Below are 19,083 nucleotides of genomic sequence, written 5' to 3'. Positions count from 1 at the left end.
TTGAACGAATTGATGCCTCTGGGCGACATACCCTCGATGCTGCAGCGCTATGCCAGCGGCGAGTTCACACCCAGTCAGATGGTGGAAGCGGTGCATGCGCTGATCCAGAACGATACGGCCCATGTATGGATATATAAACTGCCGCTTGAGGCACTGAGAGGCTATGCCAGTGCGGTGGAGGCCAAGGCGAGGACCGCGGATAAGGCGGCGCTGCCGCTTTACGGTATCCCTTTTGCCATCAAGGACAACATCGATCTGGCAGGCGTACCGACCACGGCGGCTTGCCCGGGTTTTGCCTATACATCGCAGCGTAGCGCAACGGTGGTGCAGAGATTGATTGACGCGGGCGCAATTCCTATCGGCAAAACCAATCTCGATCAGTTTGCAACCGGGTTAAATGGTACTCGCTCTCCTTACGGGGCTTGCCGCAATGCGTTCAATCCCGATTATATTTCGGGTGGGTCGAGCTCCGGCTCGGCGGTGGCCGTGGCGAAAGGCTGGGTATGCTTCAGCCTGGGAACCGACACCGCCGGTTCCGGCAGGGTGCCCGCTGCATTCAATAATCTTATCGGGTATAAGCCAACCGGGGGCTGGCTTTCGACGCGCGGAGTGGTGCCCGCCTGTCGCTCGCTTGACTGTGTTTCCATCTTTGCCCTTACCGCAAACGATGCTGAGCGAGTTCTTGAAGTCACCGCCAGCTACGATGCTGAAGACATTTATTCGCGAGCGAGACAAGGTCGCGGCCATAATTCTGCTACACAGCGCTTTTCCGAACTTGGTTTTCGCTTTGGTATTCCCCGCAAGGACCAATTGCAATTCTTCGGTAATCAAGAGTACGAACGGCTGTTCAGCGAGGCTATCGTAAAACTGCAAGGTTTGGGCGGCAAATCTGTTGAGATAGACTTTGCGCCCTTTCTGGAAGCAGCGCGCTTACTCTATGAGGGCCCTTGGGTGGCCGAGCGTTATGCGGCGATTCAGCAATTCTTTGACTCGCATAGCGAGCAGATCATTGCGCCGGTACGCGAAATAATGGGTAGCGCCAAACGGTACTCGGCTGCCGACGCCTATAATGGGACATACCGCTTGCGCGGGCTTAAACGGCAGACTGATCGAGCCTGGACCGAAGTAGATTGTCTACTGACGCCCACCGCCGGGACCATTTATACGATCCAGGCGATGCAGCAGGACCCCATGCGCCTCAATGCAAATCTTGGTTACTACACCAACTTCATGAATCTGCTGGACTATTTGGCGGTAGCGGTGCCCGCTGGTTTTCAAGATGATGGGCTACCGTTTGGCATAACCCTTGCAGCGCCAGCCCACCAGGATGAGATGCTGCTGCATCTCGCAGGGCGCCTGCAACAAGCCTATGCGCTGCCCCTCGGGGCCACCGGCATTTACCTGCGAGAAGAGGGTTTGCCGGAACAGCTCTTGATCCCGGGTTCATCACAGGCACCGCAATCCGATCAGCAGTCCGGTCACGTGCGCGTGGCGGTTTGTGGCGCGCACCTGTTTGGTCTCCCGTTGAACGAACAACTGACCAGCCGCAGCGGACGCTTGGTGTTGAGCACCACGACTTCACCAGACTATAAACTTTACGCGCTACCGGGCGGGCCGCCCTATCGTCCCGGATTGGTGCGGGTGGAAAAGAATGAACAAGGAAGCGCCATCGAAGTCGAAGTGTGGGAATTACCCACGCGGGAATTCGGCAGTTTTGTGGCGGGTATTCCTGCGCCTCTGGGCATCGGTACCATTACCCTGGCAAATGGCGACGCAGTGCAGAGTTTTCTGTGTGAGGGATATGCGGTGGGAGATGCGGAGGATATCAGCCGGTTTGGAGGCTGGCGAGCTTACATGCAACAGCTAGGCAACACCTGATTAATTACGCTTACGGTGGGCGAGCTCCGCCCGCCATCGTTTCCTCGATCGTCGGGCGGAGCCCGACCTACCGCTGCAACTCCGAGTTTTGTTGATTACGCGCGATTTCGCTGATGCTGGCAAACGCCGCTATCGGGATTTGATATCGCACCGAAAAATATCGCTTCAATTCAAACAGGCTTGCGGATCGGCTGAAGAGATTGGAAGCTGCCGGACTAAATTACGCTCACCGTAGGGCGGGCTGCGCCCGCCATCGTTTCTTTGATCGTCGGGCGGAGTGATTATCCGGAACGCTCACCAGCAGAACCTGTACGCTACGAATACCTTTAATAGAGAAGGGTGGCGATTGAAGCCCGTATTGGAAGCGATAAGGGGATGGGGTAAAAAAACTGCCCCGGTACTATGGGGTTTCAGTTATCAAACCCAACTACGCAACGCCTGATTAAATTACGCTCACGATGGTAGGTCGGGCTCCGCCCGACATCGTTTCTTTGATCGTCGGGCGGAGCCCGACCTACTGCTGCAAATCCGAATGCTGTTGATTATGGTTGTGAACACCAGCGAATTTTGCCATTATGGTTATAGCTTACTTTTAAGGTGGAGCCATGACAACCATGAATATTTCCCTTTCTGAAACCTTGGATCGTTAAATTATGCTTCGCGGTACCGGGAAGGAGTGCCTGTAACCGGGTAATCCCATCTTTCTCCCGAATCGGGGCTCTCGCTAGCGTGAGCCCCTGCAAGATTTAACGACAGATTTCCTGAGCACTCACAAATAATTAGCCACTGTACTTACAGCAGGGTTCCATGAACATTTTCAGGCTTTCTTTTCGGATGCTTCGCCGCGATTGGCGTGCGGGGGAGTTACGTGTACTGACGTTCGCGCTGGTTATTGCGATCGGGGGGATGACCACGGTCGGTTTTTTTGCCGATCGTGTGCAATTGGCGCTTTCCCGCCAGGGAAATCAGTTGCTTGGCGCAGACCTGATCGTTTTTTCAGACCATCCGCTGGCCCCGCGTTATGCCGATGAAGCGAAACGGCTGGGGCTAGCTGTTTCCACTGCGCTTAAATTCCCCAGTATGACCGGGAAGGGGGAGAGCAATTTACTGACGGAGATCAAGGCCGTCACCGCTGGGTATCCTTTGCGCGGTACCTTACGTATCACCGAGGACTTCAGCAATGTATCCCCTGAAGCCACACGGGTTGCAAATGCAATTCCGGCGCCTGGCTCGGCATGGGTGGATGAGAAGCTCATGGTCCGCCTTGATCTGCATCGCGGCGATAAGATAGAGGTGGGCGCGGTACACCTAACTGTTGCCGCACTGATAACGCAGGAGCCGGACTATTCCATCGGCTTCCTCAATCTGAGGCCCCGGGTGCTGATCAATGCAGCCGACCTGCCCGCAACCGGGTTGGTGCAGGAGGGTAGCCGGATCGGCTATCGTCTTCTGGTTTCTGGAGAATCCGGCGACGTGGAGAATTTCCGGAGATGGGCTCAATCGCATTTGATGCTTGGGGAAAGGATAGAGGGGATTCGCGATGCTCGTCCTGAAATCAAGGCCGCTCTGGAGCGCGCGGAAAAATTCCTCAGCCTGGCCGCGCTGGCAAGCGTAGTACTGGCGGCTGCGGCGGTAGCGCTTGCCGTACGGCGTTTCACTCAGCGCCATCTTGACGGTTGCGCGGTCATGCGTTGCCTGGGCGCCAGCCAGGGGGCCATGCTACGCCTGTACCTGTATCATTTTATTACACTGGGGTTGATCGCCAGCGGGGCAGGATGCCTGCTCGGTTTTGTTTCGCAGGAGGCGCTGACTTTTTGGCTTTCAGGGTTGGTGGAAGCTGAATTGCCGTGGCCCAGTATATGGCCTGGCGTGCACGGGTTGTTGACCGGCATGGTGCTGCTACTTGGGTTTGCATTGCCGCCCCTGCTCAATTTGCGAAGCGTGCCGGCGCTACGCGTATTGCGACGCGATATCGGTATGCCGAATACCTTCAGCATTACCGGCTATGGGCTGGGGTTGGCTGCGTTATCGGTATTGTTTTTATGGAAAGCCGGCGACGTGCGCCTGGGTATGTCTGTCATCGGCGGGTTCGTTGCGGCGATCGCGGTTTTTGGCTTGATTGGATGGCTGCTGTTAAAGGCCCTCACGCACATGCGTGTTCATACAGCAGGCGCATGGCGCTACGGATTGGCCAGTATCCGCCGGCGCGCGACTTCCAGCGTGGTTCAGGCCGTCGCATTGGGATTGGGGTTGATGGCGATGCTCGCGCTGACGCTTATCCGGGATGATCTGCTGCAGGATTGGCGTACCAGCCTGCCGCCGGATGCGCCCAATCATTTTCTGATAAATATACAGGAAGACCAATTGCAGCCACTGGCGGCATTTTTTAGCCAGCATAACATGGAACGCCCACCCGTCTTTCCAATGGTGCGCGGACGTTTGACGGAGATCAATGGCAAGTCGATCGCGTCGGGTGAATATGCGGACATCCGCGCGAAACGACTCGTGGAACGTGAGTTCAATCTGTCCTGGGCGGACGAAATGCAGAGTGACAATCAGATTGTCAGCGGTCACTGGTGGAAAAAGGGAGACAGCGGAAAAGCGGAACTATCCATGGAGGAGGATATCGCGAAGACAATCGGCATCAAGCTGGGCGACAGTCTGACTTACGATGTGGCGGGCAGCGTATTTACCGCAAAGGTGACCAGCTTGCGAAAAGTAAATTGGGATTCGTTTCGCGTCAATTTTTTTGTAGTGGCGCCGCCGGGTGTGCTGGAGAAATACCCGGTGAGCTATATCACCAGTTTCCATCTGCCGTCTCAGCAGATAGAAGTGACGAATCAACTGATCAAAGCCTTCCCCAACCTGCTTGTGCTTGATGTTGCGAACATCATCAGCCAGGTCCAGAAGGTAATTGAACAAGTGACTAAGGCGATCGAATTTGTTTTCCTTTTTACATTACTGGCGGGACTGACGGTATTGTATGCCGCCATTGTCTCTACTCAGGATGAGAGAATTCATGAGGCCGCTATTTTCCGCACGTTGGGCGCGAAGCGTCGGCAACTTGCGGGCGCATGGGCAGCCGAATTCGCCATATTGGGGGGCCTTGCCGGGCTTTTTGCCGCGGCAGGCGCCAACGCGCTGGGGTATGTCGTGGGCGAATATGCGTTGAATCTGAGCTATACATTCAACCCGTGGATATGGCTGACCGGCTTATTTGCAGGGGTTGTGGGCGTGACCGCAGCGGGGCTGATGGGCACTCGCTCCGCACTCTCGACGCCGCCGCTTATGACACTGCGTAAAGTTTGATGAAAAATCATCAATTTTATTGCTTCTGATTTAACCAAGGGGCTGCTAAGTTGTGCCGGCGTATTGCTCATCTTGATATGGATGCATTCTACGCATCGGTCGAGCTGCTTCGCTACCCAGAATTGCGCGGCGCGCCGGTTGTGATTGGCGGGCGGAGTGACCAGCAGCCGGATATCCTCGAAGACGGCAGTAGGCGTTTCGTCCGGTTGCGGGACTATGTCGGCAGAGGCGTGATCACTACCGCTACCTATGAAGCGCGTGTTTTCGGCGTCTCCTCGGGTATGGGCCTGATGAAAGCCGCACGGCTTGCGCCGGATGCCATCTTGCTGCCTGCCGACTTCAGCGCATATCGCCACTATTCACGACTGTTCAAAGCAGCCGTTGCGGCTGTTGCTCCCCATATTGAAGACCATGGCATTGACGAAATTTACATCGACCTGAGCGAACTGCAGGGTGATGTGCTGATACTTGCCCAGCGCATCAAACAGACTGTGCGTGACAGTACCGGGCTTTCCTGCTCCATTGGTATTTCCCCCAACAAGCTGTTATCGAAAATCTGCTCCGATCTTGAGAAACCGGATGGTCTCATCATCCTGAATCCAGCAGATATCCCGCGCCGGATATGGCCTCTTCCAGTCAGCAAAATCAGTGGAATCGGGCCAAAAGCCACTCAAAAGCTGGCGATGCTCGGCATTACTACTATCGGTGAGTTGGCACAAGTTGACGCTGCGCTTCTTCAAAGGCACTTCGGCCGCAGCTATTGCCGTTGGCTGCAAGAAGCTTCCCATGGCATTGATGAGCGGCCGGTAATGGTGAATTCAGAACCCAAGTCGATCAGTCGCGAAACGACATTCGAAAGAGATCTGCACGTTCAGCATGATCGCTCCATTCTGTCAGAAATCTTTACGGGCCTTTGTGCAGACCTGGCAAAAGACCTCCAGCGCAGGGGTTACGTTGCCCAAACCATCAGCATCAAGGTACGGTACGAAGATTTCCGCACCATAACCCGCGATATTACCTTATCCTTTCCTGCGGCCGATGCTATTGCAATTCGCCGAGCGGCGGAAGAATGCCTGCGGCGCACGCCACTGAAGCACAAATTACGATTGCTGGGCGTCCGTGCCAGTTCGTTATCTTCGGGCAGCACCTTGCAGAGCATGGGCATGGCACACCAGACCGAACTGCCGCTGACTGTACTGGAAGCATGATACTGGACGCTACGATCGCAAACGGCAGTTATAATTCATGAAGACCACTCTTGCCACTCTTGCCACAGTAGGCGCCATTAGTAATAATCTTGAGCACTACCAGCAGAATAGGTACCGGACATGCAGCATCCCCTTGTTGCTCTTGCGCTGGTTATATTTATCGCCTTCCCCGGCTTGGCCCGCGCGGATCTCACCGGCAAGGTAATCCATATCACGGATGGCGATAACCTTACCGTGATAATAAACAATGAGTGGGTAAGGGTCCGCCTGGCGGGAATCGACGCGCCCGAAACAAACCAGCCCTTCGGCACGCGTTCAAGGCAATCCCTTTCTGATCTGTGTTTTTGGGAAAAAGTGACGGTGTTTCCGAAAGGCAAGGACCAGTATGGCCGCATGTTTGCGAAGGTCCGCTGCGGTGATGTCGATGCCGGCGAGGAACAGGTGAGACGCGGCATGGCGTGGGTATACGACCGTTATGTGGAAGACCCGACCCTCGACCCCGTCGAGGATGAAGCCAAGGCCGCCAAGCGAGGATTATGGGCTGACCCTTATTCCTCTCCCCCTTGGGAATGGCGCGAAATATGGGAGTAGCTTATATCCATTCAAATCCCATCTATGCGTCCAGCCTGAATAGCCGAGGTAATGGTACAAGTCCTGAATCGTGGGGGCGCGTAGGCGATGCCTATTGTGCTGCATGAGTTCACTCACCGCTATTGCCGTACCTGATTTGACCGCAAAACCACTCGGGTTCTCAATCCTTACAAAGATCGCTTGTCTCTGCGCAGCCAGCGAAAAAAGAATACATAGATAAAAGCTGGAAGAAACGGCAGAATCCATGGAAACATCTGCGAAAACCATGCAGCATAAAAACTATTCATATAACGCGCCTTGGCTGAGGCGCAGGCCTCAGCAGTAGGCAGGCGGCAGGAAAGCGCGATCTCCAGGGATACCTGGGTATGGGCCCGCCATATCCAGTATGTCATTGCTGTAGCAAAAACAATCAACAATAGCGCGAGCAGGGTTATGCCTTTTTGTCGTGGCATAGGTTGCAATTCTCCGAATACAGGAAGAGTTTGTTAAAAAAGAGGAAATTCAGCAGCGTTGATTGACGCTCGGGAAATTCATGGGAATGATAAAGAATCCCATGAACATGTAATTCCTCAGTGAATGATGTCCTGCGGCCGAGATGTTGTCAAGGGGTGAGCGAACACATGGGGCAGTTGCAACTGAGCAACTGAACTTCAATGAAGTATGGGGCGGGTGAAATAAATGTTTTGCAGCCTGAACGGTTCAGGCATTGCGAAATCGCGTGCGCTTGACCAGCAGGATAGCCAGTAGCGGCAGCACAAAGCCGATCGCGGTTACCGAGATCAACAACATGCCAAGTTGACTGTAGTCCGCGGGAACCGCGATCTGGCCAGTAAGGGGATCGTCTACCTCACGCGTGACGATGAAAATCTGGTTCATGTACTTGGTGGCGAGCTGGGAAGCGGACAGGGCAAGATTAGTGAATGAAGCCATCACTGCGAAGAAAGTCGCCTTGAGTCTTTCCGGCGCCGAGTTGGCGATCCACGCCAGCATGGGAATCATTGCGATTTGCCCCAGAGGCGATTCAAGCGCGGTATCGATCACGGCAATAAATCGCGCATCCACTATGCCGCCAGTCAGGGAGGCGGTCCACTCATGCAGCCCGAAGAACATGCCGATTATAGGCAGAGAAAGCAGGGTTCCCAAAACGGTGAGAGCACCGATGATGTAAGCGATCGACCGTTCAGCCATGAAACGGCGAAAAATGAACATTCCGGCCAGGGTCAGCGTCGCACCAATCAGAGACAATGCAGCGAGAAACTGCTGATCGAAACCCAGACTGTCGATCATCCACCAGGTCGAACCGGCGCCCGGCCCCGGTATCGCGCGAAATACAAATATCAGAATTGCCGTACCCACCAGCACGTTGCGCGCATCAGGCTCAAGCTCGCTTGTCAATCGCCACATCAGAAACAAAACAATTGCCATGGATACCGCGAAGATGATTTCTTCCCCGCCGGGAATGCGGCTTAGGCCGACGCTCAGGGACACCGCAGTAAAGGCGAATCCGCCGCCGAGAATCCACCAGTTGACTGGGGGAGGGTCTGTATAAATGCCAAGCAGCGCTTCAGACTCCTGGCGACTATGTCCCTGCGCTGCAAATCGTGCCATATCCCGCCGCCGCAACCAGGAGGCGAACAAGACGCCCGCTATTGAAACCAGCGGGATTATCAACGCAAGCTTGTAGACGAACAGATAAGCGGCCGCTTTCTGCACCTCGGGTAATTCGCCCACGCCTTGCAACACGACGACATTCACCACCGAGACTAAAACACCGCCACTGATAATCGCAACCCGCCCGAGCGTCTGCATGGTGACATGCATGGACTTGCGATTTTCAAGCGCGAGCGGATGCCCGTTTGCATCCACTCGCGGCACGGCCTCCACCGTCATGGCGTCCGCTACCACATCCTGAACAACGTAGCCGATGGGTGCGAGCAAAGCGGCGGTAACGTACCAGGTTTCCACTGTAGCGATAGCGCGCATGGTGTCGGTGTGCCCGAGCAGCCCGATCATGATCAGCAGGCTCAGCGTGATCAGCGCCGCGCCGAGATATACAAGCAGGCTCTTCCATCGCCACACCAAATCCACCAGATGGCCGAGCGGCATCTTCAATGCCCAGGGCAGCATCATCCAGAACCCGAGCGCAGCCAGAAACTCGGCGGAAAGCCCTAGTCGCTCTTTAACATAAAAGGTGCCGACGATTCCCGTCAGGCTGGAAATGCCTGCGGCGGTGTAGACCATGAGCGGGGGGAGATAAGACAAGCGCATTTCCCGCCCCAGCGCGAGTATATTGGCGTCGAGCCAGCGGCCCACAGTGGCGAAGAGCCCGATGGCTGGGGGAACGGCTGTCATAACAAGGGACTTCTCATGAGCTTTGCCGGCTGGACGACCGAGTCGAACGGTCGAATTATTCTAGTCAAAAATTTTGCGGATTTTATCTTGCGGATTATCTGCTTCATTCGCTCAAACTCGGGTGACTTACCGCCTGCGTTGCGCCAGCCCGATCCGCGGCTCAGTCAACCTGGTTTCTGAGATGATCCCAGTATGAAGTTGCAACGTAACTGTTGGCGCAGGTAAGCGTTGTCAAGGCCATCACACGGTAAACCACGCTGCGCGGCACTTTGACATTCACGGCCGGATTGAGCAAGTCGGAGGAGACCGCGACCCGTTTCAACGTTTCCCCGGCCAGTAATATTGGCCACATGCAGGCCAATCTTTGGCGGATTTCGGAGACGGGAAGCGATATTGTATAAATCCATCCCTGATCCAGGTGTTCCATGGCAAGCCCGATGAGCTGGTTCAGGATGGGCCTGAATTTGGGAAGGTTGCTCTCGATCAGCAAATCGGTCGGTTTCAACCCGGCCTCTGCCAGAAGCGACTCCGGCACGTAGCAACGGCCATTGTGCAGATCACGGGCGATGTCTTTAACGATATTGGTGAGCTGCAACCCTTTTCCGAATCTGACCCCGATGGCGGACATTTCTGCGACATTCCATCGGCCCATTGCCGGCCGGTGCGCGCAGACCATTCTGGTCCAGAATTCTCCTACGCAACCCGCGACATAATAAGTGTACTGGTCCAGCTCGTCCAGTGTGGACAATGCGGTAAGTTGCCCGCTTGATTCACCGGGGAAGTGGGTCAGGTCCATTTTCATCCCCTCGGGTAGCACCTTCATCAGCCATTGGATACGCTCCCGATCCCCTGCAGAGCATTTTTCATATAGTTTCAGGCAGTCTGCAAGGCGCTGAAGGAGAATGCTTTCCGCAGAGTCTTTCTGGTGGGGAACCAGAGCGGCCTGAATTTCCTGGATGGCATTCCAGTCAATCTCGGCATTTGCGAACTGCGCGGAGAACTGATTAAGGTATCTCAGGCGCTGCGGACGATCGAGCAGATCCGTATCAGCGATGGTATCTGCTGCGCGCGCGAAGAGATACGACAATCCCATCTGGTCGCGCACGCCAACCGGCAGCACGTTCAGCGTGAGATAAAACGAACGGGAAACCTGCTTGAGGATATCGTGCAGGAGCTCATGTGTAATCGGGTCAGTACTCAACGATGGAATCCAAAGCCGCTCTATTAACAAGGGGCGAACATTACCTGTTGTAGAACCTGAAGGTCAAGACGTTATGTTCCTGAAACCGGTTTTTCAGTCGAACAGCTTCGGATTTCTAGTGGGCAAAAGCGGGTGAATAGTGAAGAAATGCGATTGGAGTTTAAGTTTGGGCGGGCAGCATTATTATGCTGCCGTCGTAGGATGATTTAATGGACGTCCCCTAGCCAAGCTGGCATCAAGGTGCCAAAGTGGAGGTGTTATACAGCCACTTCAACGGAGGGAAGTCATGGAAAAGCTTGCCTTATTGTAGTTGGACTGGATTTGGCAAAGAATGTGTTTCAGGTACATGGTACTGATGACTGGGGCGCAAATAATCGAATATCGAGGAGGCTGGCCTCTGAGGGTGTGTGCGTTGCCGCACGGAAGGGGCTGATTTTCAATATTACGCTGAATTCAATATCTCTGGTCTCGTGAGAGATGGAATCGACCCGCTGTTGAAAAATTTTTCATACGGCGTTATGTAAACACCTACCAAATTGGAGATAAAGATGAGCGCAGATAACAGAAAAGATGGCAGCCACAGCAATCGCGGCTTTGCCTCGATGGATGAAGATAAACAAAAGGAAATTGCCAGCAAGGGCGGAAAGGCCGCTCATGAGAAAGGGACCGCGCATGAGTTCGATTCCGAGGAAGCTCGTGAGGCGGGCCATAAAGGGGGTGAGCACAGCCATGGCGGCACTCACGAGCAGCACGTTAAAGCGGGTAGCCAAAGTCATAAAAATTCCGATAAGGGTGGTGATAAATCCCATTCGTCCGACTCCGGTCGTGGTGGCAGTTCCGAACAGCCTCCCAAGGCCGGTAGCCAAAGCCAAAAAAGCGACGACGGTAGTAGCTCCTCTAGTCGCGGCGGCACCCACGAGCAGCATGTCAAAGCGGGTAGCCAAAGCCATAAAAACAAATAGTGATAAGGCTGGGCTGTAAAAGAGGCCCGGGAAGAGGGAAGGGTGAGTATCTCCATCCTCCCCTCTTCCCAATCCTGAAGGGATACGGAATATTCCTGTAGTGCGGTTTTGGCACTAGCTTCGCTTGTATTTTATTGGTATAGCGGAAATCAGGGACGGCGGCAACGAACGGAAGCAGGTGACCGGCGGCAATAATATTTTGTCGCGGGTAATCAACTTTGGCAGAAGAAAGCTGTCAAGGGTAGGAAGTGCCGGAATATGGCGTCGTGGCAGCAACAAGCTTTTGGAACTCAAATTTTCTCGTCAGAAGCATCCGTGTGCAAGAATGTATCCTCATTATCTCAACAATACAAAGAGGAGTTCCGCTCCGATGCATTGTGAGGCCGCCTAAGCAGGTTAACAGCTATAACGGTTCATGCAATCGGCTTCAGGGAGAATATCCAGGGGATATCCATTAACTCCAAAGGGAGGAGATTGACATGCGAACAGTTGGCGATGTGATGATTCCGGATGTGCACACCATCAGCCCGGACGCAACAATCGAGGAAGCAGCGCAAGAGATGCGCGATGGAGATTTCGGCCTGATGCCGGTAGGAGAAGAAGATCAATTGCTTGGTGTGATAACCGACCGCGACATTATAATTCGTGCTGTCGCCGAAGGCCAAGGTTCGAGCTTTAAAGTTCGAGATGTCATGTCCAGTGAGCCTGTCTGGGCGCATCGGGACGATTCAGTAGGTAATGCAGCCCAAATCATGAGAGAGCATCAGATTCGACGCCTTCCGGTTGTGGATGACGATCAACGGCTCGTGGGGGTCGTGGCGCTCGGAGCTTTTGGCGTCGAGGACTCCGATATCGGGCCTGTCTCCGAAGCGCTCTCTGAAACCTGAAACCATACCAGGAGAAAGAAGCGATATTTCCATAACACGCTGCTCGAAGCTGGCGGCTTGTGCCTGGACAGGAATAGTATCGTTTTTCCGGTATTCAGCCCGTCACTTGTGACGTGTTGTTGCGCCGGTAAGCTCATCCTCTGGCATATCCAGTTAGTCTGCGATAAAGCTGAATAGAGCGTCGTTGCATACTACCCGAGCACGGCTGCTACTTTTTATTTATGCCTTACATGTAGCGAAACATCTCGTCCGTAGCGAGGCAAGGGCCATGCCTGCAAGCATCATAGCCCAACCCTCCGGTTCGGGTATGGCGGTGATCATTCCCACCTGACCATTGATGCTCACCAGATACAAGTTACCGGCGGCATCCTCGCCAAATGAGGAGATGCCCCCTGAAATACCGGTAGGGGACAGCAATTCGGCCGTTCGGTCGGTAACATCGGCATTCGTAATGGGCGCGCCGGTAAAGTGGAAAGACATCACCTTGTCGTTAATGAAGTCTGCGAAGAAATAAGTGCCATTCAGCCCATCAATCGCCGATCCACGGTAAACATAGCCACCTGTGATCGAGGCACCGCTGCCATTGTGATCATATTCGAAGATTGGCAATGTATGATGCGCAAGCGACGGATCATCAGGAAAATTCAACCGTGTGCCCTCGAACTTGCGCCACCCGTAATTGGCGCCAGCGGTGCCGATATTAATCTCTTCGCGATTATCCTGCCCGACGTCGGCAATATAAAACGTGCCGGTTTTCCGGTCGAAGCTGTCGCGGTATGGATTGCGCAGCCCATAAGCATAGATTTCCGGGTTGCCGCCAGCAAGGTTGCCAGCAGGGATCGCATAGCCATACTGCGAGGGGTCGTTTGGCAAACGATCGGCCGATACATCAACCCTCAACATTTTTCCCAGATTTTCGGAAAGATTCTGTGCGCGATTCTGAGGATCATCGCGAGCTCCGCCGTCGCCGGTGCCGATGTAAAGGTTCGCGGCCTCGCCGGGGCGAAAACCGATCCAGCCTGCCTTGTGATTGTTGAGCCCGGCAGGTTGAGCGATAGTGATCACCGTTTGCCGGCTTGCGGCATCTGCTATGTTAGGCTGCCCCGTGCTGGCCTGATAAGTGGCGACCACCGTGTTGAGCGTGGTCCTTTCTATGTAATCGACATAAAAGCGCCGATTGGTCGCGAAATTCGGATCAAACGCCATACCGAGCAGGCCGCGCTCGCCGTCGGTATTGACCGAGCTGGACAAATCGAGAAATGGAGTGGGACGCACCGTCCCGTTCTCGAGGATTTTAATCAATCCACCCTGCTCTACAATGAATAGCCGTGAATCGCCATTGGGTGAAGTGGCGAACAAGGGGCGGTTTAAACCGGTGGCGACAATTTGGGTTTGCAACTGCGCAAGAGCAGGTGGTATCCAGACGGTAGCGGCAAAAGCTGCAGCGAGCAAGATGGAAAAAACTTGTTCATGATAGCTCCTGGGAGTCGGGTTATACCAGGCTATACAAAGCTGTACAAAGAAAGCTGAAGCAGGAATACCAAAAGTGCCTATTCTTTATTTATATAGACAACGCCCAGTCGGTTGTCAAATGAGTGCGAGTCACGGCTGCTGATGAGGCATCATTTTGGTACATTGGAGTTGGATGTGCCCCATTTACATCTGTATCCATGAAGAGAAAACGCTTAAGCCCTGGAATGAGCTGGAGCTGGCATTCATGGGGCTAGAGTAACGAGGTGCCCAACCACCAATTATGGGGTTTTCGCAAGCGGATGCAGGTGCAGTGTCTGTTCGGGTGGTCCCGGAAGAAATGGAGTCCGTATGCCGTTAACCCAATCGGCATGCCCGCTGCCATAATAAGGTGAGAAGGGGTGCCCGCTCTGTCCGCCGGGCATTTCGAAATAACCTTGCTCTTCATTACCGGGGGCAACTGCAAAACGATTTGCGGCGCCGAAGCTTGGTCCCTGCACCCGCGGCATATTGCTGTCGCCGGGCAGTTCATCCTTGGGCATATTCAGCCATACGTCGATAAAATCGGGCAGAGCACGGCTGAGCGGGTGTCTGATGCGGGCAGTGTTACGCTCACCCCAGCTACGAGCCGCGATACCGCCCGGTTGGCTTCGCATACGTTCCGCCACGCGTCTGGCAGAGCTGCCCAGCAAGTCTTCCCAATCGGTATAAACAGGCGGCAACAAGTGTTGTGGACGCTGCTCGATCAAAGTCCACACAGCGTGTTCGGCCTGATTCAACTTTGGCAGCACGAAATCCGGGGCGTCATTGCGCACTGCTGCCGCAAAACCGTCAAGTACCCTGTTAGTAACCTCCCGGCGGAATGCGCGGACCAGACGATAGGCAACCGACGATGTCGAGGCATGTCCGTCCCAATCGCGGAGCGCTTGCTGCATTTCGGTCTGCCAAGGCACCGCTTCTGCATGGTTTAGCGTCAGCTCGAGAAGTCTCCGCCAGCGCGCCAGGAATAACGCGCGATCGTCCAGTTGGATTGCCAGCATGCTTGCGGGTGAGAAATGCTCGCTTCCGCGTAAGCCATCGCGGATCTGCTTCGCGCGGGCACCGAGGTCATAGCCTCCATCGCCGAGCCGGTCGAGCATGAGGCCGTCGACAGTACGTGCATTCGCCGTCCACAGGCGGTGCTCGGGCGGATTAACGATCAATGGATACTGGGCGGGCTTGAGCCAGCCGCTCCATCCCATACCCGGCACGCTCCAGTCTGCCGGCATTGTTGGATCATAACCACCGGTTTTAACTGGAATACGCCCGGCGATAGTCCAGGCAATATTGCCCTTTCGGTCACCGACAATAAAATTCTGGGCGGGAATACCCGCATTCTGCGCGATCACGACGGCTTCATCCACGGTTTCCGCCCCATCCAGTTGGGCGAGCTCCATATCGATCGCGCCGGGCCGGTGCGCTGTCCAGGCGAGCGCAAGGGGTACGCCATCGTGATCAGTGGCGAGTATCGGTCCCCACTCGGTCTCATAAACATCCAGGACCTCATCCGGTGCGCCGCGCGCATGCAGGGTTTCACGATGAACAGTGACGGAATTCCAGCCGGCTGCGTTGCGGTATCTTGACTTATCCGCCGGATCCAGCCTGACCCGCACCCAGTCCGTGAAATCGCCATAACTGTTTGTAAAACCCCAGGCGATATGGCGATTCGAACCCACTGCGATTGCGGGTGTCCCCGGAAGGCTGGCACCGATAATGTCATTGTCAAATCCGGGGCGCCGCAAGTTCGGGTAGATCAAACGGGTACGGAACCAGATATTTGGAACACGCAGTTCCAGATGCGTGTCGTTGGCGACCAGTGCCGCGCCCGCAGCCAATTCGCCGGCCACGGCAAAGCTATTGCTGCCAGGCAGGTCATCGCTGTGATCCTCGGTATCGCGCAAAAGGCCGGGGTCTAGCTTGCGCAGGTCGAGCTCGTTAGCGGATGGAGTTCGCGGCCAGTGGGATGCGGTGCCAATAAGCGGCGCATCCCAGTCACCCCCACCGGCGGTGAGAAATCGGTAGGCCGCTTCGGGTAATGTTGCATGCATGGTAGAGAATGCAAGCTCGCGAAAATTACTTCCGTCATTCAGCGTGAAATACATCGCATTGACGACCAGTATGCTATCTTCGCTGCGCCATGCAACCGGGAGCATGCGCGTCAGCAGATAGGGGAACGGTCGCGTAGTGAGCGCATTCAGTCCTTCATTTACCCCATCACGATATACGTCGAGCAGTTGCTGCTGGCTGGTCGGCAATTCCTGCAATATCGCCGATGCACGCGAGCGCATACGGTGCTTCCGCGCTTTTCGGTCGGCCGGCAGGGCTGCCGGTCCGAACAGCTCAGCCAATTCACCGGCTGCTTGTCGTCGCATCAGATCCATTTCGAAGAAGCGTTCCTGCGCATGGGCATAACCGAGCGCCCAAACCAGATCATGGCGATCCTGCGCACGCAAAGTTACGCTACCCAGCGCATCGCGCTCAACAGTGACTGGGGCAGACAGGCCATTTACATTTACTGTGCCGGCATATTGCGGCAAGCTACCACGCAGCACCAGCCAGCTACCACCTGCCAACAATGCCGCTAGTATGAAAAATACCAGTAGAACCCGGTAGGCCGGGCGGAGCGCAGCCGTCATGTTTAAGGAAGAGCGATTGGAAACAGGTTATTTCCCTATCAGGGCAATACGTCACGTGGGCTTACTCAGACTTCAGACGTTTTTTTGACGATAGGCAACACTATGGAGAACCCAGCCATTTTGGCAGCGGCTCAACAATTCAAGAGGAGCCGAGTTTATGACGAATGGATTCGATGCGCTCGCGGTTCACGCCGAGATCCGATTTTCCCAAGCGGGATGCGGAGCGAACTTGAATCACCTTGGCCGCCGGATCGAACCAGAACTCGGCATCATCCACGTACTTCATGAGCCGGGTAGTGAACTGTGCATAGAGGTAGTCAGGCTCTCTTTTCACTATCTTGGCGCCATCCATTGTCCTGATAACCTCGGCGATGCGGTCCAGTGCGGTGTCCGGATCGCCTTTCAGCGGCAGCGGTGCGATCTCGGCATAAGCGCGTTGGGGATGATCGGGGTAAAGCGACGCCTGGCTCGACACGCTATTAGGTGTTTTCGAGGGAGGCTTGAGTCTTCCGTCATGCACGCCCAGATCGGTGGGCGGCGTGCCTTTGAGTAGCCCGAGTTGACCGGCAAGCAACCCCGTAATGACGACAACGGCAATGACAACAAGTGCCCACTTTACAATAACCATGTCAATGCCCGGCGACTCCCAATGTAATGGACGAGGAGCGTACTCCCTAAGCCTACAGCGGCGGCGTCACATAATCCCTTTGCTTTATCCGCCATGTCATCCGCTTTTGGCATGGCTACACCATCAGTGCGAATAAGGGCTAGCCAATGGTCAAGCTACTTGGTTTTGCTATTTGCCACGACGAATTCCGCCAGACGTTGCGCCGGTTCGCCTTTAATATTGGGAAACGCGGTCATCCCCATGCTTCCTTTCTGAACTTTCTGAATGATGGCGTCCTTGTTCGCCATCGCGGTGCTTATAACCATCACGCTGCCGCTTTCCGGTTTATGGCATTTTGTACAGTTTGTATAAAATATGTCCTCCCCGCTGACATTCTCGGCCGGCGTGTAATTATCCGTCTTCGAGCAACCAACCAAACTCACCAATGCGGAAACAGCTAGCACCAAGACCATTTTTTTCATTTTGTGCACTCCAATTTTTATAAGATGGAAATATTTCTTTCAAGCTGCCATGGGAAGGCATTATATCGTCCTTACGGATCGTTCAGGTATTATCCTGAATCCGACTGTTGACTGCTATTTTTCAGCGCATTTGCCAATTCGTTTACCAACTGAGCGCCATACCGGAAGGAATTTTTCGTACCCCGTGCGCTTCATCTTCCTGGTAAGCTCACTCCACTCCGTCCACCTGCCGGATTCAGGATTATTGCCGCGATCGTCCATATTGCGATGATCACCGCAGGGTTCGATGGAGAAGAAGGAGGAAAGACTTTACGCCTTATCCGTTTGCCGGCGGGTGACCAAGGAGTCGAAGGGCAAGCAGTACGGTGATCGGTAGATAAATGAACAGGCCCGTAACGCCCAGAAGCGATTCTCCAATCCAGAAAGTGATGACGAGATTGAAGATCAATACCCCATAATATAAACCGCAACCGAGCAGCACGCGTCCGGTCACCGATGGGGCAGGGAAGAGGCTGGCTTCAGCCTGAAGTTTGCGATCGAGAGGAAGATAGGCGCGAAGAGAGAGAAAGCCCACAACAGTCCAGCCAATATAATTGGCTATCGGGATGCCGAAATGCGTGCCAGGATCAGGATAGTAGTATATTCGCCCGAGGAACCACCGCTCGCCGCGGAGCGCGACCGGATCGATGACGACATCGATGAACATGAAAAAAAGAATGGTGAGTACCACTACCGGCCAGCCGGTTCTGGCTGCAAGGGGAAACCCCATCCGGATCATGCTCATACCGGGACGGGGGTCTGTGCTGGTAGCAGGCAGGAGAAAAGCCAGCGCCATGCAATAGCTCGCATAGAGAAGAAAGGGAAACGAGAGAGAATCCATGGCGGGGACATCCGCGATATACAATTCCTGCCCGACCGTTGAACCGGTATAGTAATACCAGCCGAAAGGAACCCCGGTGCGAGTGGAAGAGAGTTCGCACAGAAGCGCCACAGTGTATGTAATAGCCATGAAGCAGGCTGTCCTGCGCCAGCCGATCAGCCTGCTGGCGGAGAAGAGAAACCCGGCAAGGAACACAAATACATAGGGGCGAAGCGTAATAGTCTTCAGCAGGAGGTTAAGGAATTCCATCGAATATTCCATTGGTCCGGTAGATGGACTCTTACCGGAGATTGATCTCCTGGACGTTCGTCTTCAGGAGCGAAGGGGCGCAATACATTATTTTTTGTGCTATCTGGGCTTCGTAGCGTTTTGGCGCAGCCCACCGTCCTTTATTTGCCGGACGAGATTATATCCTGTCATATTCGGTAACCGGAAACTATAAGGCAGCATGCAAACCTCTGCCGGATCTTTCCGGACGAGCAGGACTGGCAAGAATCGAATTTTCGCATAAAACCACACAAACCAGATAGCCCGCTTCAGCAGAGCAATAGAAAGCTCAGCGCATCATGCACCGTCATCCG

At 54.5% G+C, this 19,083-nt stretch carries 14 protein-coding genes; 6 read left to right on the top strand and 8 right to left on the bottom strand.

Features of this window, described 5'->3' with window-relative positions; translation table 11 throughout:
* The 4 genes from atzF (at position 1) to F822_RS03590 (ending at position 6,986) form a co-directional block, all read left to right on the top strand.
* The gene (gene atzF / locus F822_RS03605) at positions 1-1,878 is read left to right on the top strand and encodes an allophanate hydrolase (RefSeq protein WP_025040667.1); all 1,878 of its coding nucleotides are present in this window, start codon (positions 1-3) and stop codon (positions 1,876-1,878) included.
* Positions 1,879-2,685: 807 nt separating this feature from the next.
* Entirely contained in the window at positions 2,686-5,187 is a 2,502-nt protein-coding gene (locus F822_RS03600) for an ABC transporter permease (protein WP_025040666.1), read from the top strand.
* A 50-nt stretch (positions 5,188-5,237) separates the two neighbouring features.
* Complete coding sequence (gene dinB, locus F822_RS03595; protein WP_036575420.1) at positions 5,238-6,395, top strand: DNA polymerase IV; 1,158 nt, start codon at positions 5,238-5,240, stop codon at positions 6,393-6,395.
* Between the two features lie 120 nt (positions 6,396-6,515).
* The gene (locus tag F822_RS03590; protein WP_051536640.1) at positions 6,516-6,986 is read left to right on the top strand and encodes a thermonuclease family protein; all 471 of its coding nucleotides are present in this window, start codon (positions 6,516-6,518) and stop codon (positions 6,984-6,986) included.
* A gap of 167 nt (positions 6,987-7,153) precedes the next feature.
* Here F822_RS03590 and F822_RS03585 read toward each other — a convergent pair whose 3' ends face one another.
* The 3 genes from F822_RS03585 to F822_RS03575 all read right to left on the bottom strand — a co-directional run bounded on the left by F822_RS03585 (position 7,154) and on the right by F822_RS03575 (position 10,539).
* The gene (locus F822_RS03585; RefSeq protein WP_231623564.1) at positions 7,154-7,438 is read right to left on the bottom strand and encodes a hypothetical protein; all 285 of its coding nucleotides are present in this window, start codon (positions 7,436-7,438) and stop codon (positions 7,154-7,156) included.
* Between the two features lie 247 nt (positions 7,439-7,685).
* Complete coding sequence (locus F822_RS03580) at positions 7,686-9,338, bottom strand: MFS transporter (RefSeq protein ID WP_025040662.1); 1,653 nt, start codon at positions 9,336-9,338, stop codon at positions 7,686-7,688.
* 160 nt (positions 9,339-9,498) lie between these two features.
* The gene (locus F822_RS03575) at positions 9,499-10,539 is read right to left on the bottom strand and encodes a phytoene/squalene synthase family protein (RefSeq protein ID WP_025040661.1); all 1,041 of its coding nucleotides are present in this window, start codon (positions 10,537-10,539) and stop codon (positions 9,499-9,501) included.
* A 548-nt stretch (positions 10,540-11,087) separates the two neighbouring features.
* Between F822_RS03575 and F822_RS15735 the strand changes: the two genes are divergently transcribed.
* Both F822_RS15735 and F822_RS03560 read left to right on the top strand, forming a co-directional pair.
* Positions 11,088-11,501: a con-10 family general stress protein gene (locus F822_RS15735; protein ID WP_025040660.1), complete on the top strand. Its 414-nt coding sequence runs from the start codon at positions 11,088-11,090 to the stop codon at positions 11,499-11,501.
* 479 nt (positions 11,502-11,980) lie between these two features.
* Positions 11,981-12,388 (top strand): CBS domain-containing protein, encoded by a 408-nt coding sequence (locus F822_RS03560; protein WP_025040658.1) that lies wholly within the window; start codon positions 11,981-11,983, stop codon positions 12,386-12,388.
* Between the two features lie 219 nt (positions 12,389-12,607).
* Here F822_RS03560 and F822_RS03555 read toward each other — a convergent pair whose 3' ends face one another.
* From F822_RS03555 to F822_RS03535, 5 genes are all read right to left on the bottom strand, one after another.
* Positions 12,608-13,840: a PQQ-dependent sugar dehydrogenase gene (locus F822_RS03555; RefSeq protein WP_025040657.1), complete on the bottom strand. Its 1,233-nt coding sequence runs from the start codon at positions 13,838-13,840 to the stop codon at positions 12,608-12,610.
* Between the two features lie 299 nt (positions 13,841-14,139).
* Complete coding sequence (locus tag F822_RS03550; RefSeq protein WP_025040656.1) at positions 14,140-16,533, bottom strand: penicillin acylase family protein; 2,394 nt, start codon at positions 16,531-16,533, stop codon at positions 14,140-14,142.
* Between the two features lie 139 nt (positions 16,534-16,672).
* The gene (locus tag F822_RS03545; protein WP_025040655.1) at positions 16,673-17,161 is read right to left on the bottom strand and encodes a DUF1499 domain-containing protein; all 489 of its coding nucleotides are present in this window, start codon (positions 17,159-17,161) and stop codon (positions 16,673-16,675) included.
* 155 nt (positions 17,162-17,316) lie between these two features.
* Positions 17,317-17,622 carry a c-type cytochrome gene (locus tag F822_RS03540; RefSeq protein WP_025040654.1) on the bottom strand — a complete coding sequence of 102 codons (306 nt, stop codon included), beginning with the start codon at positions 17,620-17,622 and terminating at the stop codon, positions 17,317-17,319.
* Positions 17,623-17,938: 316 nt separating this feature from the next.
* Entirely contained in the window at positions 17,939-18,751 is an 813-nt protein-coding gene (locus F822_RS03535; RefSeq protein WP_025040653.1) for a carotenoid biosynthesis protein, read from the bottom strand.
* Between the last annotated feature and the right edge of the window lie 332 nt (positions 18,752-19,083).

The sequence above is a fragment of the Nitrosospira briensis C-128 genome, assembly GCF_000619905.2.
GTDB lineage: Bacteria > Pseudomonadota > Gammaproteobacteria > Burkholderiales > Nitrosomonadaceae > Nitrosospira > Nitrosospira briensis.
This window is presented reverse-complemented; position numbering and strand designations above follow the sequence as displayed.

Bases quoted from the DNA above. Each gene is read 5' to 3' on its own strand.
- F822_RS03600 (WP_025040666.1), top strand. From the start codon at position 2,686: ATGAACATTTTCAGGCTTTCTTTTCGGATGCTTCGCCGCGATTGGCGT.
- F822_RS03590 (WP_051536640.1), top strand. From the start codon at position 6,516: ATGCAGCATCCCCTTGTTGCTCTTGCGCTGGTTATATTTATCGCCTTC.
- F822_RS03585 (WP_231623564.1), bottom strand. From the start codon at position 7,438: ATGCCACGACAAAAAGGCATAACCCTGCTCGCGCTATTGTTGATTGTT.
- F822_RS03580 (WP_025040662.1), bottom strand. From the start codon at position 9,338: ATGACAGCCGTTCCCCCAGCCATCGGGCTCTTCGCCACTGTGGGCCGC.
- F822_RS15735 (WP_025040660.1), top strand. From the start codon at position 11,088: ATGAGCGCAGATAACAGAAAAGATGGCAGCCACAGCAATCGCGGCTTT.
- F822_RS03560 (WP_025040658.1), top strand. From the start codon at position 11,981: ATGCGAACAGTTGGCGATGTGATGATTCCGGATGTGCACACCATCAGC.
- F822_RS03550 (WP_025040656.1), bottom strand. From the start codon at position 16,533: ATGACGGCTGCGCTCCGCCCGGCCTACCGGGTTCTACTGGTATTTTTC.
- F822_RS03545 (WP_025040655.1), bottom strand. From the start codon at position 17,161: ATGGTTATTGTAAAGTGGGCACTTGTTGTCATTGCCGTTGTCGTCATT.
- F822_RS03540 (WP_025040654.1), bottom strand. From the start codon at position 17,622: ATGAAAAAAATGGTCTTGGTGCTAGCTGTTTCCGCATTGGTGAGTTTG.
- F822_RS03535 (WP_025040653.1), bottom strand. From the start codon at position 18,751: ATGGAATTCCTTAACCTCCTGCTGAAGACTATTACGCTTCGCCCCTAT.